23 protein-coding genes and 1 pseudogene are annotated in these 24,681 nt (G+C 71.6%); 12 read left to right on the top strand and 12 right to left on the bottom strand.

Going from position 1 to position 24,681, the window contains the following annotated elements:
- Positions 1-57 precede the first annotated feature (57 nt).
- From VNM44_RS05255 to VNM44_RS05245, 3 genes are read right to left on the bottom strand one after another with little or no spacing between them, the layout of a single operon-like run.
- Positions 58-1,047 (bottom strand): NAD-dependent epimerase/dehydratase family protein, encoded by a 990-nt coding sequence (locus VNM44_RS05255; RefSeq protein ID WP_325623407.1) that lies wholly within the window; start codon positions 1,045-1,047, stop codon positions 58-60.
- Positions 1,044-2,231, bottom strand: a complete 1,188-nt coding sequence (locus VNM44_RS05250; protein WP_325623405.1) for a cysteine desulfurase-like protein — start codon at positions 2,229-2,231, stop codon at positions 1,044-1,046. The genes VNM44_RS05255 and VNM44_RS05250 overlap by 4 nt, the downstream gene beginning before the upstream one ends.
- Entirely contained in the window at positions 2,228-2,635 is a 408-nt protein-coding gene (locus tag VNM44_RS05245) for an OsmC family protein (protein ID WP_325623403.1), read from the bottom strand. The genes VNM44_RS05250 and VNM44_RS05245 overlap by 4 nt, the downstream gene beginning before the upstream one ends.
- Positions 2,636-2,689: 54 nt before the next feature.
- On the opposite strand from VNM44_RS05245, the gene VNM44_RS05240 reads away from it, so the two are divergent.
- The 3 genes from VNM44_RS05240 to VNM44_RS05230 are packed head-to-tail and all read left to right on the top strand — an operon-like array spanning position 2,690 to position 3,966.
- Entirely contained in the window at positions 2,690-2,878 is a 189-nt protein-coding gene (locus tag VNM44_RS05240; RefSeq protein WP_325623401.1) for a hypothetical protein, read from the top strand.
- 19 nt (positions 2,879-2,897) lie between these two features.
- Complete coding sequence (locus VNM44_RS05235) at positions 2,898-3,407, top strand: mismatch-specific DNA-glycosylase (RefSeq protein ID WP_325623399.1); 510 nt, start codon at positions 2,898-2,900, stop codon at positions 3,405-3,407.
- 22 nt (positions 3,408-3,429) lie between these two features.
- On the top strand, positions 3,430-3,966 hold the full coding sequence (locus VNM44_RS05230) for a DUF1697 domain-containing protein (protein WP_325623397.1): 537 nt from the start codon (positions 3,430-3,432) through the stop codon (positions 3,964-3,966).
- A gap of 17 nt (positions 3,967-3,983) precedes the next feature.
- Here VNM44_RS05230 and VNM44_RS05225 read toward each other — a convergent pair whose 3' ends face one another.
- The 3 genes from VNM44_RS05225 to VNM44_RS05215 form a co-directional block, all read right to left on the bottom strand.
- The gene (locus VNM44_RS05225; protein WP_325623395.1) at positions 3,984-5,681 is read right to left on the bottom strand and encodes an NAD+ synthase; all 1,698 of its coding nucleotides are present in this window, start codon (positions 5,679-5,681) and stop codon (positions 3,984-3,986) included.
- 167 nt (positions 5,682-5,848) lie between these two features.
- A complete protein-coding gene (locus VNM44_RS05220) occupies positions 5,849-6,433 on the bottom strand; it encodes a histidine phosphatase family protein (protein WP_325623392.1) in 585 nt (194 codons plus the stop codon).
- A gap of 9 nt (positions 6,434-6,442) precedes the next feature.
- Entirely contained in the window at positions 6,443-6,877 is a 435-nt protein-coding gene (locus tag VNM44_RS05215) for a PAS domain-containing protein (RefSeq protein ID WP_325623390.1), read from the bottom strand.
- A gap of 93 nt (positions 6,878-6,970) precedes the next feature.
- Between VNM44_RS05215 and VNM44_RS05210 the strand changes: the two genes are divergently transcribed.
- Genes VNM44_RS05210 through VNM44_RS05200 form a run of 3 tightly spaced genes read left to right on the top strand, consistent with a single transcriptional unit; the run spans position 6,971 to position 9,526 of the window.
- A complete protein-coding gene (locus VNM44_RS05210; protein ID WP_325623388.1) occupies positions 6,971-8,401 on the top strand; it encodes an MFS transporter in 1,431 nt (476 codons plus the stop codon).
- Entirely contained in the window at positions 8,398-9,033 is a 636-nt protein-coding gene (locus VNM44_RS05205; protein WP_325623386.1) for a helix-turn-helix domain-containing protein, read from the top strand. Before VNM44_RS05210 ends, VNM44_RS05205 begins: the two co-directional genes overlap by 4 nt.
- Positions 9,034-9,085: 52 nt before the next feature.
- Positions 9,086-9,526, top strand: coding sequence for a nuclear transport factor 2 family protein (locus VNM44_RS05200; RefSeq protein ID WP_325623384.1), 441 nt, complete (start codon positions 9,086-9,088; stop codon positions 9,524-9,526).
- A 24-nt stretch (positions 9,527-9,550) separates the two neighbouring features.
- Here the strand turns inward: VNM44_RS05200 and VNM44_RS05195 are convergent, their stop codons facing one another.
- Both VNM44_RS05195 and VNM44_RS05190 read right to left on the bottom strand, forming a co-directional pair.
- Complete coding sequence (locus VNM44_RS05195) at positions 9,551-11,050, bottom strand: class I SAM-dependent methyltransferase (protein ID WP_325623382.1); 1,500 nt, start codon at positions 11,048-11,050, stop codon at positions 9,551-9,553.
- Positions 11,051-11,074: 24 nt separating this feature from the next.
- Positions 11,075-11,560 (bottom strand): type VI secretion system tube protein Hcp, encoded by a 486-nt coding sequence (locus VNM44_RS05190; protein WP_325623380.1) that lies wholly within the window; start codon positions 11,558-11,560, stop codon positions 11,075-11,077.
- Between the two features lie 511 nt (positions 11,561-12,071).
- On the opposite strand from VNM44_RS05190, the gene VNM44_RS05185 reads away from it, so the two are divergent.
- The 3 genes from VNM44_RS05185 to argG all read left to right on the top strand — a co-directional run bounded on the left by VNM44_RS05185 (position 12,072) and on the right by argG (position 15,878).
- Positions 12,072-13,415 (top strand): helix-turn-helix transcriptional regulator, encoded by a 1,344-nt coding sequence (locus VNM44_RS05185; protein ID WP_325623378.1) that lies wholly within the window; start codon positions 12,072-12,074, stop codon positions 13,413-13,415.
- Between the two features lie 147 nt (positions 13,416-13,562).
- Positions 13,563-14,501 (top strand): hypothetical protein, encoded by a 939-nt coding sequence (locus tag VNM44_RS05180; protein WP_325623376.1) that lies wholly within the window; start codon positions 13,563-13,565, stop codon positions 14,499-14,501.
- Between the two features lie 12 nt (positions 14,502-14,513).
- Positions 14,514-15,878 carry an argininosuccinate synthase gene (gene argG / locus VNM44_RS05175; RefSeq protein WP_325623374.1) on the top strand — a complete coding sequence of 455 codons (1,365 nt, stop codon included), beginning with the start codon at positions 14,514-14,516 and terminating at the stop codon, positions 15,876-15,878.
- Between the two features lie 40 nt (positions 15,879-15,918).
- Here argG and VNM44_RS05170 read toward each other — a convergent pair whose 3' ends face one another.
- Positions 15,919-16,602 carry an SDR family oxidoreductase gene (locus VNM44_RS05170; RefSeq protein ID WP_325623372.1) on the bottom strand — a complete coding sequence of 228 codons (684 nt, stop codon included), beginning with the start codon at positions 16,600-16,602 and terminating at the stop codon, positions 15,919-15,921.
- Positions 16,603-16,775: 173 nt separating this feature from the next.
- On the opposite strand from VNM44_RS05170, the gene selD reads away from it, so the two are divergent.
- From selD to VNM44_RS05155, 3 genes are read left to right on the top strand one after another with little or no spacing between them, the layout of a single operon-like run.
- Positions 16,776-17,798, top strand: coding sequence for a selenide, water dikinase SelD (gene selD, locus VNM44_RS05165; RefSeq protein WP_325623370.1), 1,023 nt, complete (start codon positions 16,776-16,778; stop codon positions 17,796-17,798).
- Between the two features lie 2 nt (positions 17,799-17,800).
- The gene (locus VNM44_RS05160; protein ID WP_325623368.1) at positions 17,801-18,754 is read left to right on the top strand and encodes a COX15/CtaA family protein; all 954 of its coding nucleotides are present in this window, start codon (positions 17,801-17,803) and stop codon (positions 18,752-18,754) included.
- A gap of 19 nt (positions 18,755-18,773) precedes the next feature.
- Positions 18,774-19,676 (top strand): PAC2 family protein, encoded by a 903-nt coding sequence (locus VNM44_RS05155; RefSeq protein ID WP_325623366.1) that lies wholly within the window; start codon positions 18,774-18,776, stop codon positions 19,674-19,676.
- Between the two features lie 111 nt (positions 19,677-19,787).
- Here the strand turns inward: VNM44_RS05155 and VNM44_RS05150 are convergent, their stop codons facing one another.
- From VNM44_RS05150 to VNM44_RS05140, 3 genes and pseudogenes are all read right to left on the bottom strand, one after another.
- On the bottom strand, positions 19,788-22,265 hold the full coding sequence (locus tag VNM44_RS05150) for a DEAD/DEAH box helicase (protein WP_325623364.1): 2,478 nt from the start codon (positions 22,263-22,265) through the stop codon (positions 19,788-19,790).
- 135 nt (positions 22,266-22,400) lie between these two features.
- Positions 22,401-24,383, bottom strand: coding sequence for a 3-hydroxyacyl-CoA dehydrogenase NAD-binding domain-containing protein (locus VNM44_RS05145; protein WP_325623362.1), 1,983 nt, complete (start codon positions 24,381-24,383; stop codon positions 22,401-22,403).
- Positions 24,376-24,681, bottom strand: a pseudogene (locus VNM44_RS05140) (acetyl-CoA C-acyltransferase); the annotation flags it as partial. The pseudogene VNM44_RS05140 and the gene VNM44_RS05145, both read right to left, overlap by 8 nt.

Below are 24,681 nucleotides of genomic sequence, written 5' to 3'. Positions count from 1 at the left end.
CAGTTGTCGCGGAACCCCTCCTCAGGGTGATTCCGGCCCTCGTCCGGGGGAGCTCTTCTAGGCGGCCGGGTCGCCGGTTGCGCCGCGCGACCACCACGCTTCGAGCAGCTCGCGCTCGCGCTCGGGCGCAAGGCCGACGCCGTCGACGAGCTCGGCGTCGGCGAGCGTTGCCGCGACGGTGTCGTCGAGCGGTCGGAACGTGAGCCCAGCGGCCGTCGCGCGGCTCGTGTCGACCTCGTGGAGGTGACGCGTCTCCTCGTTGCCAGGGTCGAGCCACAGCGGGAGCTCCATCCACTCGCCGACGCCCTGGGCGGTGAGGAACGCGTCGTCCACCTCGACCGCACGCGCCGTGGAGCCCGACGCACGGCGAGAGGCGTCGACGACCGCTCCCATCGTCGACGGGCCCGTGGCGTTGAATGCGCCGTGCAGACCCGTCTCGGCCGCGGTCACCATCCACTCGGCGAGGTCCCGGACGTCGACGAACTGCACCTGGCGCCACGCGGGACCGGGGACGAGGACGTCCCCGCCGCGCGCGATGCGGTGCGGCCAGTACGTGAACCGGCCCGTCGGGTCGTGCGGGCCGACGATCAGGCCGGCACGGACCAGTGCGGAGTGTCCCGGAAACGCGCTCGTGACCTCCCGCTCGCACAGCGCCTTGAGCGCGCCGTAGTGCTTGCTCACCTCCTCGGACCCGGGCTCGGCGAGCGTCTCGAGCGGCGACTCCTCGTCCACGACCTCCGCGAACGACGCGTAGACGGAGATGCTCGACACGAAGACGTAGTGGCCCACCGCGGCGGCGAGCAGGTTCGCGCTCGCGCCGACGATGCGCGGCACATATCCCGACGTGTCGACGACGGCGTCCCAGTCGCGGCCGAGCAGGCCCTCGAGCCCGCCGTCGCGATCGCCGACGATCCGCTCGAGCTCGGGGTAGAGATCGGCGCCGGTCGTTCCGCGGTTGAAGAGCGTGATCTCGTGATCGCGCGCGAGCGCAGCGTCGATCACCGCCCTGCCGACGAACCTCGGGCCTCCGAGCAGGAGCAGCTTCACGCCAGCTCCGCGATCCCCGCAAGAAGCCGGTCGACCTCCTCGGCGGTGTTGTAGTGAACGATCCCTGCGCGGACCGCGCCGTCGACCTCGTCGAGGCCGAGCCGGCGCATCGTCTCGAGGGCGTAGTAGTTGCCCCACCAGACGGCCACGTCGCGGGTCGCGAGGTGCTCAGCCACGGACTGTGCGCTGTGTCCCGCGACGCTGAAGCAGAACGTCGGAACGCGGCCCGTCATCGTCGGCAGCCCGTGGAGCGTCACCTCGCCGGGGAGGCCGGCAAGGAACCGCTCGCCGAGCTCTCGCTCGTGCGAGACGATCGCCTCCCAGCCGACCGAGCCCACGTAGTCGACGGCGGCGACGAATCCGGCCAGGAGCTCGTGCTGGCTCGTGCCGAGCTCGAACCGGTGCCCGACCGGCTCGTCGGCGGCGGGCCGGACCTTGTAGGGGCGCCAGCTCCGGAGAAGCTCCTCGCGGCCGAACGCCAGACCCATGTGCGGCCCGAAGAACTTGTACGGCGAGCAGATCAGCACGTCGCACCCCCAGGCGGCGACGTCGATCGGCCCGTGCGGACCGTAGTGAACCGCGTCGACCCAGGCGAGCGCGCCCGCGCCGTGCGCGAGCTCGACGACGCGGCTGACGTCCGGGGCGGTGCCGACCGAGTTCGCCGCGGCAGGGAAGGCCACGACCTTCGTCCTGCCGGAAAGGTTCCGCTCGAGGTCGTCGAGATCGAGCGCCAGCTCGTCCGTGACGTCGACGAAGCGCACGACGATGCCGAGATCGTCGGCGAGCGCCAGCCAGGGCGCAACGTTCGCATCGTGGTCGAGGCGCGTGACGAGCACCTCGTCCCCCGGCTCGAGCTCGCGCGCGAGCGCGCGCGTGAAAAGGAAGTTGAGGGCGGTCATGCTCTGCCCGAACGCGACCTCGCCGGCGTCGCACCCGAGGAACGACGCGGCGCGCTCGTGCGCGGCCGCCACGAGCTCGTCCGTCCGCCGAGACGTCTCGTACGGCGCGCCGACGTTCGCGTTCGAGCTGCGGAGGTACGCAGCGATCGCGTCGATCACCTCGTCCGGGCACTGCGTCCCCCCGGGCCCGTCGAAGAAGGCGAGCGGCCGATCGAGCGCGGTGAAGCGTGCGCGGACGGCCGGGACGTCGAGCGTGCGAGGTGTCGGCTCCGCCGCGCTCGTCATGCCACCCGCCACGCGTAGATCGGGCTCGGGAGCAGCGAAGCGCCGATGAAGCAGTCGCGCTCGCCTTTCTCGAGCAGCTCCGCGACCGCCGCCTCGTCCGGCTTCGGGTCGAACGACACGTTCGCCTCCACCGAGACGAGGACGAACGCGTACCTCCCGTCGACCTCGCGCCGGGTGACGACCCCGTGCGCGGACGCGCTCGCCGTCAGCACGATCCCTGCCCGCACGCAGTGGTGGCGGAGGCTCGTGAGAGTGCAGCGCACGAGCGCCGCGAGCAGGAGGTGCTCCGGCGTCCACGACGCCTCCTCGGCACCGGGCAGCACGCCGCCGCCCCGGTCCGACCGCGCATCCCACGTCTCGTCGACGGAGACCGCGTAGTCGAAGGACTTCGTCCTGGTGGACACGGGCTGAGCTTAGAGAAGCGCCGCCGTCCGGTCCGTGGCCTACGGTTGGGGCCCATGCAGCGGTTGCGGCCGTTGAACGAGCAGGAGTGCTACCTCCGGTGCTACGGCTGGGTGGGCGACGACGACGCCGTCCGGGTCATGCGACCCGGCGAGGACGCCCCCGAGGCGACATCGGTACTGACGGAGCGGATCCGTCTCGCCTTCGAGGCGCGGCTCGAGGAGCGCGAGCCCGAAGCGGCATAGCCGCGGGTAGCCTCGGGTCGTGGCGACGCCGAGCGCCGTCCCCGACGTCCTCGCGCCGGGGCTCGACGTCGTCTTCTGCGGCATCAACCCCGGCTTTCATTCCGACGCGAAGGCCGCCCACTTCGCCAACCCGCGAAACGACTTCTGGCGGCTGCTCCATGCCGCCGGGTTCACGCCACGGCTCGTCGACCCGTCCGAGCAGGCCGACGTGCTGGCCTACGGGATCGGGATCACGAACGCGGCGTACCGGACGACGCGCGGCTCGTCCGACCTGCGAAAGCCCGACTTCGCGGGCAGCGCCGCACGGCTCGAGCGGCTTGCCTCGGAGCTCCGTCCCGGCGCGATCGGCTTCGTCGGCAAGGAGGCGTACCGTGGCCCGTTCGGCGGTCGGCCACAGCATGGCCTCCAGGAGCGCCGCCTCGGCGAGACGCTCCTCTTCGTGCTGCCGTCGACCTCCCCGGCGAACGCGGCCGTGCCATGGGAGGAGCGCCTGCGGTGGTTTCGCGCCCTCCGGGCGCTCACAGCGTGACGGGCTGCGTCAAACTACCCGGATGCGCGTCGCCGCCCTCCTGCGCGGAATCAACATCGGTCCTCACAAGCGCATCGCGATGCCGGCGCTGCGCGGGATCGTCGAGTCGCTCGGGCACACGGACGTCGAGACGTACCTGCAGACCGGGAACGTCGTTTTCACGCGGCGCGGACGGACGGATCCCGGTCCCGTGCTCGCGGCGGCGATCGAGAAGACGACAGGACACGAGATCGCCGTGGTCACGCGGACCGGCGACGAGCTCGCCAGGGTCGTCGAGGCGAACCCGTACCCCGTTGGAGACCCGACCAAGGTCGTCGTCGGCTTTCTCGCGGACGCGGTCGAGCTGGCCGACCTGGAGCTCGGCGACCTCTCCGGCTATCTGCCCGACGAGCTCACGGTCGCCGGGCGGGAGGTGTACGTCAGCGTGCCGAACGGGCAGGGCCGGTCGAAGCTGATGGACGCGCTCGTCAAGCGACGGCTGCGGACGACGCTCACCGTGCGCAACTGGCGGACGGTGACGGCGTTGGCCGAGCTCTGCAAGAAAGAGGGGCGAGGCTGAAGTTACGCCCCGGGGGTCTAGCCCCGCCAGCGGTTCGTGATGGGCGTCCGCCAGTCGCGGCCGAACGCGCGCGGCCGGAGCTTCACCCCCGGCGCTGCCTGGCGGCGCTTGTACTCGGCGCCGTCGACGAGGCGGAGCGTGCGTGCGACGACCTCGGGGTCGAACTGCTCCTCGAGCTCCTCGCGCGAGCGGTCGAGCTCGACGTAGGCCTCGAGGATCGGATCGAGGACGTCGTACGGCGGCAGCGACTGGTCGTCGCGCTGCCCGGCGCGGAGCTCGGCGCTCGGCGGGCGCTCGATGGTCGTGACGGGGATCAGCTCTCGGCCCGCGCGCTCGTTCAGGTGACGGGCGAGGCGGAAGACGTCCGTCTTGAACACGTCCTTGAGCAGCGCGTACCCGCCCACCATGTCGCCGTAGATCGTCGAATAGCCGACTGCCATCTCCGACTTGTTGCCAGTCGCCAGCACCAGCCACCCGTGCGTGTTCGACAGCGCCATCAGCATCACACCGCGGATCCGCGCCTGGAGGTTCTCCGCCGCAAGCCCGTCGAGCGCGCCGAGTGCCTCCTGGAACGCGCCCACGACGCCTTCGATCGGGATCTCGCGGAAGTCGGCGCCGAGGTTCTCGCTCACCTCTCGCGCGTCGTCGCGCGTCCCCTCGGAGGAGAACCGTGAGGGCATCGACACCGTATGCACGTGGTCTGGGCCGAGCGTGTCGGCGGCGATGGCCGCCGTGAGGGCCGAGTCGATCCCGCCGGAGATGCCGATGACGACGTCGGCGAAGCCGTTCTTGCGGACGTAGTCACCGAGGCCCAGCCCGAGCCCGAGCCGCATCTGCTCGAGCTCACCCGCGAAGGGCACGACCGTCGGCGCGAGCGCCTCGCCGGCCTCGCGCGGCGCAGCAAGTCGGATCGTCGCCGCAACAGGAGGCGACGGTCGCGAGCGCTCCAGCTCGCGCCGACGCACATCCCGGAGCCGTCGGCCGATCGCCTCGGTCGGGTCGACGTCGACGACGAGCAACGCCTCCTCGAACCCCGGCGCGCGGGCGACCACCTCGCCCTCGTCGTCGAGGACGACCGAGTGCCCGTCGAAGACGAGCTCGTCCTGTCCGCCGACGAGGTTGCAGAACGCGACGTAGATGGCATTGTCGCGCGCCCGTGTCACGAGCATCTCCTCGCGGTCCTCCGCCTTGCCGACGTGGAAGGGCGAGGCCGAGAGGTTGACGAGCAGCGTCGCCCCCGCGAGGGCAAGGTCGGTCGCCGGCGGCCCGGGCTGCCAGACGTCCTCGCAGATCGTCGGCGCGACGAGCACGTCTCCCAGCTCGAGGAGGAGGAGGTCGCGGCCGCGGGCGAAGTACCGGTGCTCGTCGAACACGCCGTAGTTCGGGAGGAAGTGCTTGCGGTAGATGCCCTGCACCGCGCCGTTCGCGCAGACGAAGGCCGCATTGGTCAGATCGCGGTCGAACGCCGGGCCGCCCACCAGCGCCGTGATGTCCGTGCAGGCGCGGGCCACCTCGTCGACGGCGTCGCGCGCGGCCCGGACGAACCCGGGCCGGAGCAGGAGGTCCTCGGGCGGATAGCCGGTCACGGCGAGCTCTGGAAGGACGACGATGTCCGATGACGTCCGCTTCGCCTCGCCGAGGGCGCCGAGGATGCGTTCGACGTTCCCGTCGAGATCGCCCACGACGACGTTCAGCTGGGCCAGCGCGATCCTCACCGGCACATCCTCGCCGCTCCGGCGGGAGAGACACGTTCCGGAGGTTTTCGCCTCTGGGTCACAAACATCACTCTAACCCAGCCCCCCGCCCAGCGTCACCACCGACCGGCGTACCGCGGGCCGCTTCACTCGGCGAACGGCGGCTCCGCGGCCGGAAGCCTCGGCAGCTACGTCGTGAGCGGCTCGGAGCCGGTCGCGTTCCAGTGCACGATCACCGGCGTCTCGCGCTCGTAGGCGAGGACGGAGAGTGACCCGGTGTCGAGCCGGTAGAGCCTTCCGTCGACGACGGACTGGCCGAGCCACCGCGCGGTCAGCGCGCGCAGGCAGTGCGCGTGCCCGAAGAGCAGAACGTCGCCTTCGACGCCCGCACAGCGCGCGAGCACCCGGTCGACGCGCGTGCGGACCTGCTCCGCGGTCTCGCCTCCCGGAGCGGGGTGGGACCACACCGTCCAGTCGGGGTCCGTCTCCCGGATCTGGGCCGTGCTGACGCCCTCGTAGTGTCCGTAGCCCCACTCGGCCAGGTCGTCGTCGACTTCGGCGTCGGGGAAGCCGGCGAGCTCCGCGCTGCGACGTGCACGTTGACGCGGGCTCGTCAGGACCAGCGAGAACGAGCGGCCCACGAGGCGCTCGCCCACGCCGCGTGCCGCCTCCGCACCCGCCGCCGTCAGCGGCACGTCCGTGACGGAGGTGTGGAGGCGCTCGCGGCTCCACTTCGTCTCGCCGTGGCGAACGAGCCAGAGCGAAACGGCCACGGCCGCGGCTCAGCGGGACGAGAGCGCGACGAGCACGCCCCCGTCGTCGTCGTACGCCGGGAACAGGTCGACCAGCACGGGCTTCGTCAACCCTGCCCGCGTGCGGAGCTCGAGCTGCTCCCCGAGCCGCCGCACGCCCCACTCGCGCACGAGCTGCAGGGGAGCCGTGTCCGAGAGGGCGAGCGCATCGGCGACGTCCCGTCCGATCAGGTCCGTCTCGCGGTAGCCGGTCAGCTCGAAGACACCGCGGCCGACGGCGAGCACGCGCGCGTCCTGGTCGCAGACGACGAAGCCGGTCGACGGTGCCGGGTAGTAGTCCTCCAGCAGCTGGAAGAGAAAGCCGAAGCCACAGCTGCGGCACTGCGGCGCGTGCATCGAGAACCCCTCGACGCCGTCGGTGTCGATCGAGCGCTCACGGCAGTTGGGGCAGATGTAGACGGGCACCGCGAGATCGTACGCGCGAGGACGTTGCCCGCCGGTTAACCGGTTCGCCGCGGCAGCTAGCGTAGTCCACGCTAACTTCGAGGAGGTGCAGAGATGCCGACACGGCTGATGACCGCTGAGAACAAGAAGTGGTGGACGCTCGCGGCGGTGTCGTTCGGGCTGTTCATGATCATGCTCGACAACACGGTCGTGAACGTCGCGCTGCCCTCGATCCAGCGTGACCTCGGCGTCGGCCTGTCGGAGCTCGAGTGGATCGTCTCCGGGTACGCGCTCACCTTCGCGGCCCTGATGCTGATCGGCGGCAAGCTCGCGGACGCCTACGGGCGACGGCTCGTGTTCGTCATCGGGATCGTCGTCTTCACCGTGGCCTCGCTCCTGTGCGGGCTGTCGACGAGCGGCGACATGCTCATCGCGTCGCGCGTCCTCCAGGGCGCCGGCGCCGCGATGATGAACCCCGCAACGCTCTCGATCATCGCCGCGACCTTCCCGCCGCGGCAGCGCGGGACCGCGATCGGGATCTGGGCCGGTGTGTCGGCGCTCGCGCTCGCGATCGGCCCGCTCGTCGGGGGACTGCTCACCGAGCACGCGAGCTGGAACTGGATCTTCTTCGTCAACGTCCCGTTCGGGATCCTCGGCGTGTTCGCCAGCTTCCTCTTGATCGACGAGTCGCACGACCCGACGCACGAGCGGCTCGACGTGCCGGGGCTCGCGACGTCGTCGCTCGGCCTCTTTGCGCTCACCTACGGCCTGATCGAGGCGAACACGTACGGCTGGACCTCCCCTCGCATCGTCGGGGCGTTCGCCGTCGCGGTGGTCGCGCTCGGGGCGTTCGTGGTGCTGGAACGTCGCCAACGGGCGCCGATGCTCGACCTGTCGCTGTTCCGGAACCGCACCTACGTCGGCGCGAACCTCGCGATCCTGCTCGTCTCGCTCGCGATGTTCGGCGTCTTCTTCTTCATGTCGCTGTACATGCAGAACATCCTCCACTACTCCGCGGTCGAGACCGGCGCGGCCTTCCTGCCGATGACCATCCTCGTGATCATCGTGGCGCCGCTCGCGGGGCGTCTCTCCGACCGCCTCGGGTCACGGGGCCTGATCACGGCCGGAATGCTCCTCCTCGCGGCGCAGCTTCTCTACTTCAGCCAGCTCGGCACCGATTCGACGTTCTGGACGCTGCTGCCGGGCCTTGCCCTCGGAGGCATCGGGATGTCGATGACGATGACGCCGGGCACGGCCGCCGCGACCCGAGCCGTGCCCGTGGAGAAGGCGGGCGTCGGCGCCGCCGTGCTCAACGCCTTCCGCCAGGTGGGTGGCTCGACCGGGATCGCTCTGATGGGGGCGATCATGGCGGCGAAGCTCACGGAGCCGCCGACTCCGGCGTCGTTCATGGCCGGTTTCGAGAACGCGCTGCTCGTGGCCTCGGCGATCGCCCTCGTCGGCGCGGTCGTCGCCGCCCTCCTCATCCGTCCGCACGACCGGACGCGCGGCGAGGAGGAACAGCTCCCGGCCGCCGAAGCGGCATGACCGAGGTTGCGCGACCGCGACGGCTTCCCGCCGAGGAGCGCCGGAGGGCGATCGTCGAGGCCGCGCTGCGGGTCTTCTCCGCAGGCAGCTACGCGGGGTCGACCACCGCCGAGATCGCACGCGAGGCGGGCGTGAGCGAGCCCGTCCTCTACCGCCACTTCGCCTCGAAGCGGGATCTCTGGGCGGCCTGCCTCGACGCGGCGTGGGAAGACTTCCGTGACGGCTTCGACCGCGCCGTCGGCAGTTGGTTCGCGGGAAGCGAGGCGCAGGGCGGTCCGGGCGCTCGGCTCCCGCTCCCACCGTCGGCCTCGCGGTGGAAGAAGGCCCTGATGCCGAACCTCTGGATCCAGGGAATCACCGAGGCCGGAGAGGACCGCGAGATCCGCCGGCATGTCGCGCGCCACATGCGCGTCGTGCACGACCACGTCGCCGGTGCGATTCGCCGCGGACAGGAGAGCGGTGTGATCCCGTCCGATCGTGACCCGGACGCCGAAGCGTGGGTGATGATCGCGGGCGGCCTGCTGCGCTCCGTCGCCCACCGGGTCGGCGGGCTCCTCTCCGAGGACGACCTCGTCGCGATCCAGCACGAGCGCATGCGCTGGCTGCTCGGCGATCCCGCGGACGACGACTAGTCCTCGGGGCCGCCATCTTCGATCCCACCTTGGTGGGCGTATCGTGGTTCTCGTGCGCACGCTCGCCCTGGTCGTGTCCGTCGGTTTGCTGGCGATTCCCGTCGCCTCGGCGGAGGCGACCGATTCGCCCACGGCGACGAAGCGGGTCGTGCGGGCGTGGAGCGCCCGCCTCAACGCGTACGACAACGCGGGCGTCGCGCGACTCTTTGCCCACCCGGCGGTGTTCGTGCAGGGCGGCTCGGCGCTCCGGCTCGAGACCCCCGCGCAGATCGCCCTCTGGCACCGCCTGCTTCCGTGCGCCGGGCGGATCGTCTCGATCGACGTCGACGGTGAGCTGGCGACCGCCGTGTTTCGCCTCGCGAACGGGAAGCACCGCCACTGCGACGCGCCGGGGCAGAAGGCTGCCGCCGTGTTCCGCGTGCGTCACGGCAAGATCGTCGCCTGGGTGCAGGTCCCCGTGCCGCCTCCCGCCACGAGCGGGCCGACGGCGTAGCCCGGGCGCCGACGACGACCGCCCTCAGTCGAGCTCGAGAAAGCCGACCTCGAGCATCCGGCGGGCGAGGCCGAGGCCCTCTCCTGCGGCGTCGCCGCCGACGGCGGTCGCCAGCGCCTCCGCGAGTGTCCGCGAGCCGTCGAGCTCACGGACGAGCCGCGCCGTGGACGGGTCGAGCTCGGCGGAGAACGGAAGCCCGTGCTCGAGCCGGAGCGTCAGCTGCTCGGACTGCCAACGACCTCCGCTGAAGCGGGTGTCCTGGCTCACGACGGCGTCGTCGACGACGCGCAGTCGGCGGCCGAGGAGCGCAGCGTCGGAATCCAGCTCGTCGAGCCGGTCATGCGTCTCGAAGAGCCGCCGCACGTGCCGGCCGGCGGGGCGGAGGGCCGCGCGCGGCAGCTGCAGCGCTTCCATCCACCCCGCCGCTGACGAGTCACGGCTGTCGTTGCGCTTGCGCAGCACGAGGCAGGCGTAGCCGAGCTGCTCGATCCCGAGCTCGTGGTAGTACGCGAGCCAGCGATCGAGTGCCCCGGAGTAGGCGTCGGGCCGGTCGAGAAGGTCGCGATTCCAGACGGTCGCGGTCTCGAGCGGGTCGTCCGTCGACGTGTGCAGCAGGAACGCGTCGCACCCCGAGCCCTCCAGCCACTGCCGGGGACGCGCCGCCGGATCGTCCGGATCGAGCGCCCAGGCGATCAGGACGGAGGCGAACGCGCCCGGAGCAAGGAGGGCGGGCGTGCCTCGGACGACGAGCTCCGACACGGCGTCGCCGCGCAGACCACTGTCACGGAAGAGGTAGGCGCTCTCGGGCGAGACGACGTACGGCGGGTTCGCGACGACGAGGTCGAACCGCTCTCCCTCTACCGGCTCGAAGAAGCTGCCGGCCCGGACCTCGACGTTGGCGACGTCGTTGAGCGCCGCGTTGAACGTCGCATACGCGAGCGCCCTCGTGTTCACGTCCGTCGCCACGACGTGACTCGCATGCGCGGCGAGGAGGATCGCCTGGATGCCGTTCCCGGCGCAGAGGTCGAGGGCGCGCTCCTCCTCGCCGCGGACCGTCAGGTGCGCGAGGGCCACGGAGGGGCGGTGCACGCCGGCGACGTGGTCCGCGTGCCCCTCCGCCGCACCTGCGGGGTCGGAGGCGATCAGCAGGTCGTCGTGCGGGACGAGGCGGGCCGTCCCGTGGACGAGCCCGGCGTCGTCGACGAGGAGCTCCGCGCCGGCGAGGCGTTGTCGGAGCCGTTCGGGCACGAGCAGCTCGAGGCGGGCCCGTTCGACCGGCACGCCGAGGAGAAACAGACGCAACAGCACTGCGAGCTCGTCCCCATCGCCCAGCCGGCGCAGGTAGGACGGCAGCTCGGGCGAGCGCGCAAGGAGCTCGTCACCCGTTGCCAGGCGCTGCTGGATCCGCGGCGACTCGTAGCCGGCATCGCGCAGGAGCGAGGCGAGCTCGACCGCCGCCTTGGTGCTCTCGGCCCGCGGAGGATCGGGGCGCCGCGGGGGAGGGACGGGGCGGACGGGCTCCACGGCTCGATGGCCGACCGGGGGACCCTAGAACGTCTTGTTCGTCTTCAGGTCGTACCTGAAGTCGACAGCCGCTCCCAACGAGCCGTCGGACTTCTCGGGCTTGTACTCGACCTCGAGCTTGGCGAAGGAGAACGACACGGCGTCGGTCGGGACGGGCGTCTCCTCAGAGCCGCCCGTCTGGAACGAGCTGATGACGACGTCGCGAAACTTGAAGGTGAGGTACTCCTGCTGGCCCTTGCCGGCCTTGCGGGCCGAGAGCGTCGCCACCTTGATGTGCTGGCCGGTGGCGCACGCCTTCATGAGCGACGGGCTCGCCCTGTTCAGGCGCATGACGAACTGGAAGTCCTGCACCTGGGCCTTGCCGGCCCCGGCGCCACCACCGCTACCGCCGCCGGCGGCGTTCGTCTCGCCCCAGCTCCAGGACTCGACGTCGATCTCGTCCTTGTGCTTGACGTCGGCGCTCTCGCCCTTGATGCCGTCGAACTTGATGAAGTAGTCGACCGCTGCCATGCGCCGCGACCCTACCACCCGGCGTCGCCGCCGGCCTCACCCGCGCGCGGGGGTTCGAACGATGCTCGGCGGGCTGTGCTCCGCGGCCGGAGGCCGGCTTTGCCGGCCGGGAGCGCAGTCAACGCTTGGTCTTGCTGCAAGCGAGAAGGAGGGGGGTCGTAGGGAACCGTGGGTTCCCGCACAAAGAGAAACGCCCCCGGCTGCGGCTTCCGGGGGCGTTTCAGAAGGAGGCGACCCTTGGTGGGAGGCTCGAGCGGAGCTCGTGACTCTGCGGCCCAGTCACGCTGTTCTCCGGTGCTCGCGCCGTTCCCGCTGGTAACGCCCCGTGCACCTTCCTGGCGTCTGGAAGGTGCGTGGTGACCTGACTGTAGGGGGCATGTCCCAAAAAGTCAAGTAGCTCGGTCAAGTGATCCACGCTATCCTTCACTTCACTATGGGTCCCGGCTTCGAAGATCGATTCACCCCATCGGGGGAGGGCGGCCGCGGGAGTGGCGGGTTCAGTGCGAGCGGAATGCGCGATGCGGCCGCCACTCTCCGGTCGACGACGCACGCCGGCAGCCGGAGCGTCGGCGAGCGCGTGCGTGCGTTGCGCGTCGCGGCCGGCCTGACGCAGACCGAGCTGGCGGGCGATCGCTTCTCGAAGGAGTACGTCAGCCAGATCGAGCGCGGGAAGACCCGGCCGACGGCCGACACGATTGCCTGGCTCGCAGACCGCCTGGGCGTCGACGAGCAGTTCCTCCGCCACGGGGTCTCCGCCGACGCGCGGAGCCGTGTCGAGACGAGGCTCGCGCAGGCCGAGGCGCTCTCGGAGGCCCACCGTGACGAGGAGGCGGTCGAGGCGTTCCGGACGGCGCGGGAGGAGATCCGCGCGCTCGGCTCGGCGGAGCTCGAGCTCCGCGCGCTCGCCGGCGAAGGTTGGGCCCTCCAGGAGCTGGGCGCGGCACATGACGCGATCGCGGTCCTGCAGCAGGCGCGCGAGCTGACCGAGTTGCCCGAGTTCTCGGACATCGACCGCGCCGACGTGCTGTTCCGGCTCGGGTGCTGTCGCTATCGCATCTCGAGCATTCCTTCGGCGATCGGGCTGCTCGACGAGGCGCTCGACCTGGCGGAGCGGTCGGGCCTGCCCTGCGACGTGCTGCGGGCACGGATACTCGCGTGGCGGTCGCGTTGCCGCCGGCGTCAGGCCGACTACGAGGCCGCGCGTGAGGACGCCGAGCGCGCGCTCGAGCTTGCACTCGCCGTCGACGATCCTCGCGTCGTCGCGGGGGCGTACTTCCAGGCCTCGTGGGTCGCGGAGAAGACAGGGCACTGGGTCCTCGCCCGCCAGTACGCCATGCAGGCGAGAGAGATCTACTCCGAGCTCAACGACGCACGCAATACGGGCCGCCTCATGCTCAACCTCGGCGGCCTGCAGCTCCTGCTCGGCCATCCCGAGCAGGCGATCGAGCATCTCACGACGTCGTTCGCACTCGCCGTCGAGGCCGGCTCGCAGCCGGACGCCGCTCAGGCCCTGGGGAGCCTGGCAGCCGTCCACGAGCACCTGGGCGAGCACGACGCGGCCGACGAGCACGCACGTAAGGCGCTCGCGCTCCTCGACGGGCGCGAGGACTTCCTCGACGAGATCGGTCAGTCCAACCTGGTGCTGGGCCGCTCGTTGCTGGAGCGGGGCCGTCTCGACGAGGCGGAGGAGTGCTTCCGGGCCGCGGACGCTGCGTTCGAGCAGATGGCGTCCATCGCGCACCGGACGGGGGCGTGGGTCGCGCTTGGAGACCTCGCGGAGCGTCGGGGAGACGCACGCGAGGCGGCGCGCTTGTACCGGAACGCTGCCGAAGCGCTTCGGGTCGTCCGCTTCTGAGAAAGGAGGATCGAGGTGAGCAGAGCGCGTGTGATCCTGGCTCTCGTCAACCTTGCGCTGGTCGCAGCCTGGCTCGGTCAGTTCAGGCCGAACCGCACCTTCTCGGACGGCGACTGACGCCGGCGTCCTGCGGCTAGATTGGGCGGCGTGGGCCGCCCGCTTGCCGCTGCAATCGTCGTCGCGCTCGGCACCGGGCTCCTCGCCGCGTCCTGCGGGGGGAGCTCGGACGGCGCGGCGGCCGGAGACACGACCGGCGCGGAGACCATGTCGACGTCCGAGCCGACGATCGAGGAGCTCTGGCGCGCCCCCGGCGAGGACGTCGCCGCCGTGCCCGGAACGTCGGACAACGCGGTCGGCAGCAACCGCATCTCGTTCTTGATCGTCGACAAGCAGTCGAAGTTGATCGAACGCCCAACCGCCCGCGTGTGGGTCTCGCGCGGGCTCAAGCAGGCGCCGTACGCCGAGACCACGGCGCGGCTCGAGCCCATCGGCATCCCCGGCGGCGATTCCGCCGGTGCCGACGGCATCTACGTCGCCACGGTCACCGCTCCGACGGCGGGGACGTACTGGTACCTCGCCGAGCCGGTCGGCGGTCGGAAGATCCAGGCGCTCGGGAACATGGTCGTGCGCAAGCGCACTGCGGCTCCCGGAGTCGGCGGCCGGGCGATCGCCTCGAAGACGCCGACGCTCGCGAGCACCGGCGGAGACCTCTCTGCGCTGACGACGTCGCGCCGGCCCGACCGTGCGCTCTACACCACGTCCGTCGCCCAGGCGCTCGCCGCGCACGAGCCCTTCGTGCTCGCGTTCGCGACCCCGCAGTACTGCCAGTCGCGGACGTGCGGCCCCGTGGTGGACACCGTCTCGGCCGTGCGGAGACGACCCGCGTCGACGGGGGTGCGCTTCATCCACGTCGAGATCTACAAGGACAACGATCCCGCGAAGGGCGTGAACCAGTGGGTCTCGCAGTGGCGGCTGCCCACCGAGCCGTTCACGTTCGTGGTCGACCGCGACGGCATCATCCGGACGAGACTCGAGGGCGCCTTCTCGGTCGACGAGCTCGCGCGGGCCGTCGCGAAGGTGCGGTAGCCGGGCCGCCGGGTGTCGCACGTCCTCACGTCGCTGCCCGTCGGCGAACGCGTCGGAATCGCGTTCTCCGGCGGTCTCGACACGACGGTCGCCGTCGCGTGGATCCGTGAGAAGGGCGCGATTCCGTACGCGTTCACGGCCGACCTCGGCCAGTACGACGAGCACGACGTCGCCGGCATTCCCGCTCGCGCGGCCGAGGTCGGCGCAGAAGAGGCCGTGCTCGTCGATTGCAGGCAGCACCTCGTGCACGAAGGCCTCGTCGCGCTCCGGTGCGGGGCGTTCCACGTCTCGTCGGGTGGCAAGACCTACTTCAACACCACGCCCCTCGGCCGCGCGGTCACCGGGACGATGCTCGTCCACGAGATGCACGAGCACGGCGTCGACATCTGGGGCGACGGCTCGACGTACAAGGGCAACGACGTCGAACGGTTCTTTCGTTACGGCCTACTCGTCAACCCGGCGCTTCGGATCTACAAGCCCTGGCTCGACCCCGTGTTCGTCGAGGAGCTCGGCGGCCGGAAGGAGATGAGCGAGTGGCTGCTCGAACGAGGGCTGCCGTACCGGGCGGGGGTCGAGCACGCGTACTCCACGGACGCGAATATCTGGGGCGCGACGCACGAGGCCAAGGAGCTCGAGCAGCTCGCGCGGCCGATGTCGATCGTGAGCCCGATCATGGGGGTCGCGCACTGCGACCCCGCTCTGGAGATCGCGCCCGAGACGGCGACCGTGCGGTTCGAGGAGGGGTGGCCGGTCTCGCTCAACGGCCGCCGCTTCGAGGATCGGGTGGAGCTCGTTCTCGAGGCCAACTCGATCGGCGGCCGGCACGGGCTGGGCATGTCCGATCAGATCGAGAACCGGATCATCGAGGCCAAGAGCCGCGGCATCTACGAGGCGCCGGGGATGGCGCTCCTCTGGCTCGCCTACGAGCGGCTCGTCAACGCGATCCACAACGAGGCGACGATCGACGAGTATCGCACCGGTGGTCGACGGCTCGGGCGCCTGCTCTACGAGGGCCGGTGGTTCGACCCGCAGGCGCTGATGCTGCGGGAGGGACTGTCGAGGTGGATCGGCAGCGCGGTGACCGGCGAGGTGACGGTCGAGCTCCGTCGCGGAGACGACTACACGATCCTCGACACGGTGTCGGAGAACGCGACGTACCACCCCGAGCGGCTTTCCATGGAACGCGTCGAGGACGCCGCCTTCGGGCCGCTCGACCGGATCGGGCAACTCACGATGCGTCTCCTGGACATCGAGGACTCGCGTGGCAAGCTGGCGCTCTACGGCCGGCTCGGACTGACGGGCGGCGACGGCTCACTCGATGCGCTGGCGGTCGGTGACGACGCGCAGCCAGGCGGGCTCGCGCCGGGCGACGACTGACCGAGCGGGCGCCCCGCTTGCGAGCAGGGCAGGTTGCGGGCTACACGACGTCGTCGCCCGCGCGCTCGATCACGACGAGCGGGACGCGCGCGGCGGGGCTGAGCCGGAGCAGCGAGCGGACGACCTCGGCGCAGTCCTCGGGCTGGATCATCTCGGCTCCCTCGAGGCCGGTCCACGTCGTCATGGGCGTGTCCACGAACGCTGGGCAGAGCGCCGTCGCGCGCACGCCCGTCTCGCGCTCCTCCCTGACGAGCGAGCGGGTGAGCGCGATCAACGCCGCCTTCGCGGCTCCGTACGTCGCGAGCCCCGGTGTGGGGATCGTCCCGGCGATCGAAGCGAGGTTGACGACGTAGCCCCGCGATTCGCGGAGCGCCGGGAGCGCCTCTCGCGTGACGAGGAAGGCACCGCGCAGGTTGACGGACTGTTGAAGGTCGAAGTGCTTCGTCGACGTGTCCCCGATTCTCCCCGCGATGCCGACGCCGGCCGAGTTGACGAGCACGTCGAGTCCGGAGTGGGTCTCCAGGTGCGCTGCCACGAGACGGCGGCATTGCTCCTCGTCGCGGACGTCGAGGCCGAACGTCCTCGCCTCGAGCTCGTGCGCGGCCGTCTCGAGCCGCTCGACGTTTCTGGCGGCCAGCGTGAGGGCGTAGCCCTCCTCGCGGAGGATGCGCGCGATCGCGAGCCCGATGCCGGACGACCCGCCGGTGACGAGGGCGCTCCGCACGTGGCGATCCTTTCATAGACGGAGGCCGCCAGACGTCCGGCGGCCTCCGCGGAGCACGAGGGAGGGGAAGGGGGAGATCCACTCCGTCTGGCCGATCAGTTCGGCCCTCCGGCGGCGTCTCCTTCCGGGCCCTTCCGACGGTCGCCCCGCGAGGTCGTCTCTACACTCGGGACGTGACCCAGCCGACGCTGACGAGCCTCGCGAAGGCCGGCGGGTGCGCGGCGAAGTACTCGGCCGCGCGACTCGAGGAGCTGCTCTCGGGCATCGTCCCGGCGGACACGGCAGACCTGCTCGTCGGCCTCGATCCGGCCGACGACGCGGCGGTCTACCGGCTGGATGACACGACGGCGCTCGTCTTCACGGTCGACTTCTTCCCACCGGTTGTCGACGACCCGTGGACGTTCGGGCGGATCGCCGCGACGAACGCCCTCAACGACGTGTACGCGATGGGCGGCCGACCGCTCCTCGCGCTCTCGGTCACGGCCTTTCCCGAAGAGCTGCCGACCAGCGTGCTCGGCGAGATCCTCGCCGGGGCGGGGGCGGCGACGAGGGACGCGGGGGCGATTCTTGCCGGCGGTCACACGATCCGCGACGAGGAGCCGAAGTACGGGCTCGCCGTCGTCGGGACCGTGCACCCGGACGGTGTCTGGCGAAAGAGCGGCGCGCAGGCGGGCGACCTCGTGGCGCTGACGAAACCGCTCGGGACGGGGCTCGTACTGCAGGCCGTGCGTGACGGCCGCGCGCCGGACGGGGCGCTCGACGCCGCCGTCGCCGCGATGACGGAGCTCAACGAGCAGGCGGCGGACGTTCTGCGGCCCTTTACGCCGCACGCCGTGACGGATGTGACGGGCTTCGGGTTGCTCGGGCACGCACACGAGACCGCCGAGCGCTCGGGTGTGCACATCTCGCTCGAGGCGGACCTGCTGCCCGCGCTGCCCGCGGCGCTGGAGCTCGCCGAGGCCGGCGTGCGGACGGGCGGCGACCGCAGGAACCGGGACTTCGCGGGCGACCACGTCCGGAGCACGGCGTCGGAGGCCGTCGAGGCGCTCGCCTACGACCCGCAGACGGCCGGGGGCCTGCTCGTCACGCTTCCGCGCGACAAGCGAGTCGTGCTGGAGGCGACCTTCGCGGGCGCCGGCCTCCCGCTTCACGTCGTCGGCAACGTCGAGCCGGGAAGCGGAGTGAGCCTCGGATGAGGGTGCGCGAACGCCTTCGTGAGCCGGTCTCCTCGCGCCGCTTCCTGCAGCTCGCCGTCGGGACCGTCGCCATGCTCGGCCTCGTCGTCGCGTCGGGCGCGTTCGTCCGGCTCACCGGCTCGGGGCTCGGCTGTGACAACTGGCCGCGCTGCGGCTCGACGCCGTTCCCCGCGATGGACTTCCACCCGATGGTGGAGTTCGGCAACCGCGTGATCGCGGTGGGTGGGATCCTCGCGTCGCTCGCCACCTGGCATGCCGGGCGTCGCGTCGCCGGCCTTCCGCGTTGGGTCGCGCACGTGGCGCTTGCGGCGTTCCTCGGGACGGTCGCGCAGATCCCGCTCGGGGGGGTGACGGTGATCCTCGACCTCCACCCGCTCGCCGTGATGTCGCACTTCCTGCTCGCGCTCGTCGTCGTCGCCCTCTCCGTCGTGGTGGCGTTCGAGGCGTGGAGCAACGCGACGGGGCTCGCGCCGCCGGTCGTTCCGCGCTGGCTGCGGCTCGTGGCGGTCGTCGGTGTCGTCGCCTGCGCGGCGATGGTCGTGACGGGCGCCGTGGCCACGGCGTCCGGGCCGCATCCGGGCGCCGACCAGGACGTCCACCGGCTCGGGCTCGGGATCCGGGACACCGTCTACGTCCACGTGCGCGCCACGGCGGTCTTCGGGATCGGCCTCCTGCTCGTCGGCTGGCAGCTGCTTCGGGCGCGGAGGATTGCGCCCGGCGTCGTGCGCCTGGCGCTCGCGTTGCTCGGCGTGCTGCTCGTGCAGATGCTCGTCGGTGAGATCCAGTACCGGAACGCGCTCCCGTGGGGCCTCGTCCTCGTGCACGTGACGCTCGCGGCGACGCTCTGGGCCCTCACGATCGGGGTGGCGTACACACTCTGGCGGCCGCCACTCGCCCTCGTCGCCCGCTCGGCCTCGCGGGTCGAGGCGCTCGGCGAGCCGGTGCGCTCTCGCTGACCGCAGTTACGCTGTCGCGATGGCCCCCGACGACCTCCGCATCGGCGAGCTGCCCACGCTGCGCCGCCCGGTGATGATCACCGCGTTCCGCGGCTGGAACGACGGTGGCCAGGCTGCGACCGTTGCCGCCGGTTACCTCGTCCAGCAGTGGGACGCGACCCGCTTCGCGGATGTCGATCCGGAGGCGTTCATGGACTTCCAGGCAGTCCGGCCGACCGTGGCGCTCGACGAAGGCCTGACGCGCCGGATCGAGTGGCCCGAGAACGCCTTCTACCACGCGGCGATCCCGGGAGCCGACCGCGATGCTCTGATCCTGCTCGGCGTCGAGCCGAACTACCGCTGGCGCGCGTTCACCGAGCTCGTGATCGGGCTCGCTCGTGATGTCGGCGTCGAGCTCGTGGTCACGCTCGGCGCCCTCCTCGCCGACGTGCCGCACACTCGGCCAGCGCCGGTCACGGGTGCTGCGACCGATCCCCAGCTGGTCGAGGAGCTCGGCCTCCAGCTCTCACGGTACGAAGGCCCGACCGGGATCGTCGGAGTGCTCCACGACGCTTGCCGGGCTGCCGGTCTGCGCTCCGTCAGCCTCTGGTCGGCCGTTCCGCACTACGTCTCCCTCGCCCCCAGCCCTCGGGCCGCGAAGGCCCTGTGCACGCGTCTCGCCGACCTCCTCGGTACGCCGATCGACATGACCGAGCTCGACGAGGCGGAGGCGGACTACGCCAGCCAGGTGAGCGAGGCGGTCGCGTCGGACCCCGACACCCAGGCCTATGTCGAGGAGCTCGAGCAGCGCGCGGACACGATCGAGTCGTTCGCCGAGGGCGGCGAGCTACCGAGCGGGGAGTCGCTCGCGGCCGAGCTGACCCGCTTCCTGCGCGAGCGTGAGCACGGGCGGAAGGACGACCCGCCCGACGAGCAGAGCTAGAGGCCTGATGCGGGTTGCAGGCACGCACGGATGGGGCCCGACGTCGCCCGAGCCGACGCCGCTGCTTGGCGCATGCCCTCCCCGCACGCGCCTCCGACCCGCATCAAGCCTCTAGGCGGCGCGCTCGGGCTCGACCGGAGGTTCGGGCGCCTGCTCCGTCGTCTCGCCGCCGTTCGCCGGCTCCGTCGTCGGCGCCGTGCCCTGAGCGGCGCTCGGCTCGGCGGGCTTCCGCTTGCGCCTGCGGCGACGCGACTTGCGTGCGGGCGCCTTGGGGGCGGGCAGGCTCTCCGCGAGCGCCGTCGCGATCTCCTGGATCGGGCCGAGCTCCTCGCGCGCACGGTCGAGCGCGCCGTTGGCCCGCGGGGTATATCCCTCGGCCGAGGCGAGCAGCGCCGCGCCGACCGGCAAGGGGAGCGCGGCTGCGATCCGCACGAGCTGCGCGACGTTGTCCTCGTGACGGTGTCCACGCGAGTTCGCGACCGCTCCGAGCAGCCGCTTCGCCTCCGGAAACTCCTGGCTCGCCTTGCGATCGAGCGTCTTGCGAACCGAGCGCGCGAGCCGCCATGTCCAGCGGCCGAGGATCTGCTCGGGCGCGTCCGCCTTGCCGTCTCCGATTGCCCGCAGGAGGATGCGGACGCCCGCGGCGCGGTCCTTCTCCCACGGCGGCGCCTGCGTGACGAGAGTGACGAGATCGTCGAAGTCGGCGCGCTCGACCCGGGTCGCGACCCGGTCGGCGAGGGCGGTCATCCGCAGGCGGCGGTTCGGGTTCTCGGCGGCGCACACGGAAAGAAACGTCTCGAGCGCGCCCTTGTCGGCCCGTCCCTCCGCAAACTTTCGCGCGAACTCCGCGCGCTGGTCGAACCGGATCTGGCGCCCGGCGATCGTCGCCCAGAACCGCTGCTCGTCGTCGTCCAGGAACCGCGGGTCGACGCGCTGCCACTCGCGCTGGATGACGGCGAGCCGGCGGGCGACGTCCTGCGTGACCGGGACGAGCCACGGAGCGGGCGAGAGGCGCCGGCGCGCGCGTCGCGCGGAACGTCGGCGGGGGGCCGGGGTGACGCGGGCGCCCTCCCGGTAGAAGTCGGAGTCGAGCAGTGAGTGGAGCGACACGACCCGCTCCGAGTGTGTCGCGCCCTTGGGCACGAAGTCCACGACGATCCCCGCTTCCTTGCGTGGGTGCGTGCGCATGATCCGGCCGATGCGCTGCTGGTAGACGCGCTTCGACGCGGTCGGCGCGAGGTGCATGCAGACGGTCGCGCGCGGAGAGTTCCAGCCCTCGGCGAGGAGCTGGGCGTTGATGAGGACGTTGATCTCGCCGCGCTCGTACGCGGCGAGCGTCTCGGCCAGCTCGCGTGGTGGCGTCCGGCCGGAGACCGCCATGGTCTTGAGCCCCGCTGCGCGGAACTCCTGCGCGAGGTTGTAGGCGTGGTCGACGCCGGCCGCGTAGACGATCCCCGGCGTCGCGCCGAAGCGGTCGCGGTAGAGGCTGGCCGCCGCCTGGTTGAGCGCGATGTGGTCGAGTGCTGCGGCCAGCGCGCGCTCCTCGAAGTCGCCGCCGACGATCGGGACGGAGTTGATCGCGGCGACCGGTGGGACGCGGAGAGAGCGGAGCGGCGCGATCAGGCCGCGACGGGCGGCGTCGGTCAGCGGGAGGTCGTCGACAGAAGCGGGGAAGACGTCGGAGACCTGCTTCGCGATCAGCTGCTCCGTCGCCGTCATGCCGATGTAGAGCGGCTCCGAGAAGCGGCGGATCGCGGTCGAGGTCTTCTCGCCGAGCGCGGTGTGCGCCTCGTCGCAGATCACGAGCTGGTACGCGGTGCGTGAGAGCTCGTCGCCGTGCCGGGCGAACCACGCATACGTCTGGATCGTGATCGGGTCAGCTCGCAGCGGCTCCTTGCCGCGCTCGATCGTCTCGGTGAGGCGGTCGCCGTACCCCTCGGTCGTGAGGTCGCGGCGGAACTGGTCGACGAGCAGCCGGCGGTGCGTGAGGATCAGCACGCCCAGGTGACGCGCGGCTTCGACGAACCCCGCCGCCGCGATGGTCTTCCCGGACGCGGTCGGATGCCGGAAGCGGTAGCGGCGCGACGCGCCCGGATCCTCCCCCGTGAAGGACGGCTCGTCGAGCTCCTCGTCGACGAGCTCGGCGTCCTCCTCGTCCTCGAGCTCGCTCTCCTCGACGAGCTCGGCGACGCTGCCGTTGCTCGAGCCGTTGCCGTTCTCCTCGGCGCTCCTCTGCGTCGCGGCGATCAGCTCGGTGAGCATCCCAGCGAGCGCGTCGATCTGGTGCCGGCGGAGTGCGGTGCCCGCCGCGGTCGAGGGGCTCTCGGCCGCGAGGACGCGTTCGAGGCCGAGCATCAGCCCGTAGCGCACCTTCCAGCCGGGCGACGGCGTGCGGTTGCCGGCGTCGATCTCCTCGATGGCGTCGTCGAGCGCGAGGCGCCGCGCCGCGCCCGGGGCGAGCGCGACGTCCGCGTCCTCGCCCGGGTGGAGGAACGGCTCGCCGAACCAGCGCTCGGCCCGATGCGCGGCTCGTTCGAGGCCCGGGAGCTCCCCGGCCGTCGCGTTCTCAGTGGTCGTGGATTCCTGCATGTGCGCAGCAGCCTCGAAACGCGCCGCCCTGCCCTACGCAACCGTTCGAGGAAGGCAGCTCACTCGGGCGTCGTTCCCGCGCCAGCGTCGCTGCACCCCGGAGACTAGCGGAATCGGCGGTCGGAGAGGAGGGTCTCAGGCCTCGCCGAGCGTCCGGCCGCAGGCGCGTTGCGAGACGCCGGTCTGATCCAGGTGCTTCGTGATGCCGCCGCGGAAGAACGGGTAACCGGCGCCGAGGATCAGGCACGCGTCGATCTCCGCCGCCGAGGCGACGACACCCTCGTCGAGAATCCGGCACGCCTCGTCGGCCAGCGCCTCGAGGATCCGCTCGTGGATCTCGTCGACGCTCGGGCGGTCGTCCTTCGCCTCGAGCGCGGGAAACTCGCCGTCGGCGAGTGCCTGGAGGGTCGGCGAGAGCGGGAACCGGTCGGGGAAGGACTCGTGGAGCGTCTCGAGCACGTGGTTCGCGACCTTCGGCCCGACCATCGCGAGCAGGGCGGACGGCGGCATCGGGATCCCGAGCCGCAGCGCCGCCTCGTCGGTCTCCTCGAAGGTCGAGCCGCTCTCGAGCGCCTGCATCAGCACCGTCGACTGGCGTGTCAGGAGCCGGTTGACGACGAACGCCGGGGCATCCTTCACCAGCACGCCGCGCTTCCCGAGCTTCCCGGTGACGTCCCACGCGGTCGCGAGCGCCACATCGTCCGTCGCCGGCGTCGAGACGACCTCGACGAGGGGCAGCACCGCCACGGGATTGAAGAAGTGGAGCCCGACCACGCGCTCGGGATGAGCGAGGCCCTCCGCCATTGCGGCGACCGAGAGTGCCGAGGTGTTCGTGACGAGCAGACACTGGGGGGAGACGACTCGCTCGAGCGCGGAGAAGACGTCCCGCTTGACCTGGAGCTCCTCGAACACCGCCTCGAGGACGAGGTCACAGCCGGCGTACGCGTCGATCGCCTCGCCCGCGGTCGCGATCGAGCCGAGGAACCGCGCTCTCCCCTCGCTGAGGCGGCCCTTGGCGACGAGGCCGGCGAGGTCCCCGCGGATCGACTCGACTGCCTTCCCGGCGCGCTCCCGGTCGACGTCGGTGAGGACGACCGGAACCTCGAGCCGCCGCAGGAAGAGCGTCGCGAGCTGCGTCGCCATCAGGCCGGCACCGACGATGCCGACCCGCTGGATCCTCCGCGGCGTCGCATCCGGGACACCCTGCGGGCGTTTGATCCGCCGCTCGACGACGTCGAACGCATAGATCGAGGCCTGGGCCTCCGGCCCCGGAAGCAGCTCCGCGAGCGCGTCCTCCTCGGCGGCATATCCCTCCTCGAGGCTCCACGTCGCCGCGCCCTCGATCAGGTCGAGCGCACGGTACGGCGCCGGCGCCTGCCCGTGGACGGCGTCGTCGACCCGCGCGCGGGCCTTCCGGACCACCTCGGCGGCGTCGGAGAGGTCCGCGTCGAGCCGACGCTTCCCGTCGCCGGACTCGACATGCTGCAGGAGGAGCTCGATCGACTCGTCCAGGAACTCGACGGGCTCGAGCACGTGGTCGACGAGGCCGAGCTCGAGCGCGTCGGGCGCGGAGAGCATCCGGTTCTGCGCGAGAGGGTTGTCGACGATCAGCTTCACGGCCGCCGCCGCGCCGACGAGGCGCGGGGTGAGCTGCGTCCCTCCCCACGCGGGGAAGAGGCCGAGGAAGACCTCCGGGAAGCCGAGGTGCCGGACGTTCGCCGCGAGCGTGCGGACGTCGCAGTGGAGCGCGATCTCGAGCCCGCCACCGAGTGCCGCACCGTTCACGGCGGCGAGCGTCGGGAACGGCAGCTCGCGGAGCCGCCCGAAGAGCTCGTGGCCCGCCTTGCCGCCCTCGCGTGCGCGCTCGGGAGTGATCCCCGGGAACTGTGCGATGTCGGCGCCCGCCGCGAAGACCAGCGGCTTGCCGGTGAGCACGAGGCCGCGCCAGTCGCGCGTCCGCAGCCTGCCGAGGACCTCCGCAAGCGACCGGAGCGCGTCCTCGCCGAGCGTCGTCGGCTTCCGCCAGTCCGCGCCGTTGTCGATCGTGACGAGCGCGATCGGCCCGACCCTGCTGTCGAGCCGCTGGAGATGGAACTGCGCAACCGGCGCCTCAGCCATGGCGGGCGTTCTCCCAGAGGAGCGCGGCGCCCATCCCGAGGCCGATGCAGAGCGCCGTCAGCCCGTAGCGGACGTCGGGCCGCCGCTCGAACTCGTAGGCGAGCTGCGCGAGCAGACGGACCCCGGTCGCGGCGAGCGGGTGGCCGCAGGCGATCGCGCCGCCGTAGGGGTTGAGCCGCGGGTCGTCCGGGGCGACGCCGACGCCGTCGCACCAGGTGAGCACCTGCACCGCGAACGGCTCGTTCAGCTCGAAGAGGCCGATCTCGTCGAGCGTGACGCCGGTCCGCGCGAGCAGTTG

This window comes from Gaiella sp. (assembly GCF_035558935.1).
Classification (GTDB): Bacteria; Actinomycetota; Thermoleophilia; order Gaiellales; family Gaiellaceae; genus Gaiella.
This window is presented reverse-complemented; position numbering and strand designations above follow the sequence as displayed.

Coding starts and splice junctions, on each gene's coding strand:
- VNM44_RS05230 (WP_325623397.1), top strand. CDS start 3,430: ATGCGCGTCGCCGCCCTCCTGCGCGGAATCAACATCGGTCCTCACAAG.
- VNM44_RS05240 (WP_325623401.1), top strand. CDS start 2,690: ATGCAGCGGTTGCGGCCGTTGAACGAGCAGGAGTGCTACCTCCGGTGC.
- VNM44_RS05150 (WP_325623364.1), bottom strand. CDS start 22,265: ATGCAGGAATCCACGACCACTGAGAACGCGACGGCCGGGGAGCTCCCG.
- VNM44_RS05155 (WP_325623366.1), top strand. CDS start 18,774: ATGGCCCCCGACGACCTCCGCATCGGCGAGCTGCCCACGCTGCGCCGC.
- VNM44_RS05250 (WP_325623405.1), bottom strand. CDS start 2,231: ATGACGAGCGCGGCGGAGCCGACACCTCGCACGCTCGACGTCCCGGCC.
- VNM44_RS05145 (WP_325623362.1), bottom strand. CDS start 24,383: ATGGCTGAGGCGCCGGTTGCGCAGTTCCATCTCCAGCGGCTCGACAGC.
- VNM44_RS05185 (WP_325623378.1), top strand. CDS start 12,072: ATGCGCGATGCGGCCGCCACTCTCCGGTCGACGACGCACGCCGGCAGC.
- VNM44_RS05205 (WP_325623386.1), top strand. CDS start 8,398: ATGACCGAGGTTGCGCGACCGCGACGGCTTCCCGCCGAGGAGCGCCGG.
- VNM44_RS05210 (WP_325623388.1), top strand. CDS start 6,971: ATGCCGACACGGCTGATGACCGCTGAGAACAAGAAGTGGTGGACGCTC.
- VNM44_RS05190 (WP_325623380.1), bottom strand. CDS start 11,560: ATGGCAGCGGTCGACTACTTCATCAAGTTCGACGGCATCAAGGGCGAG.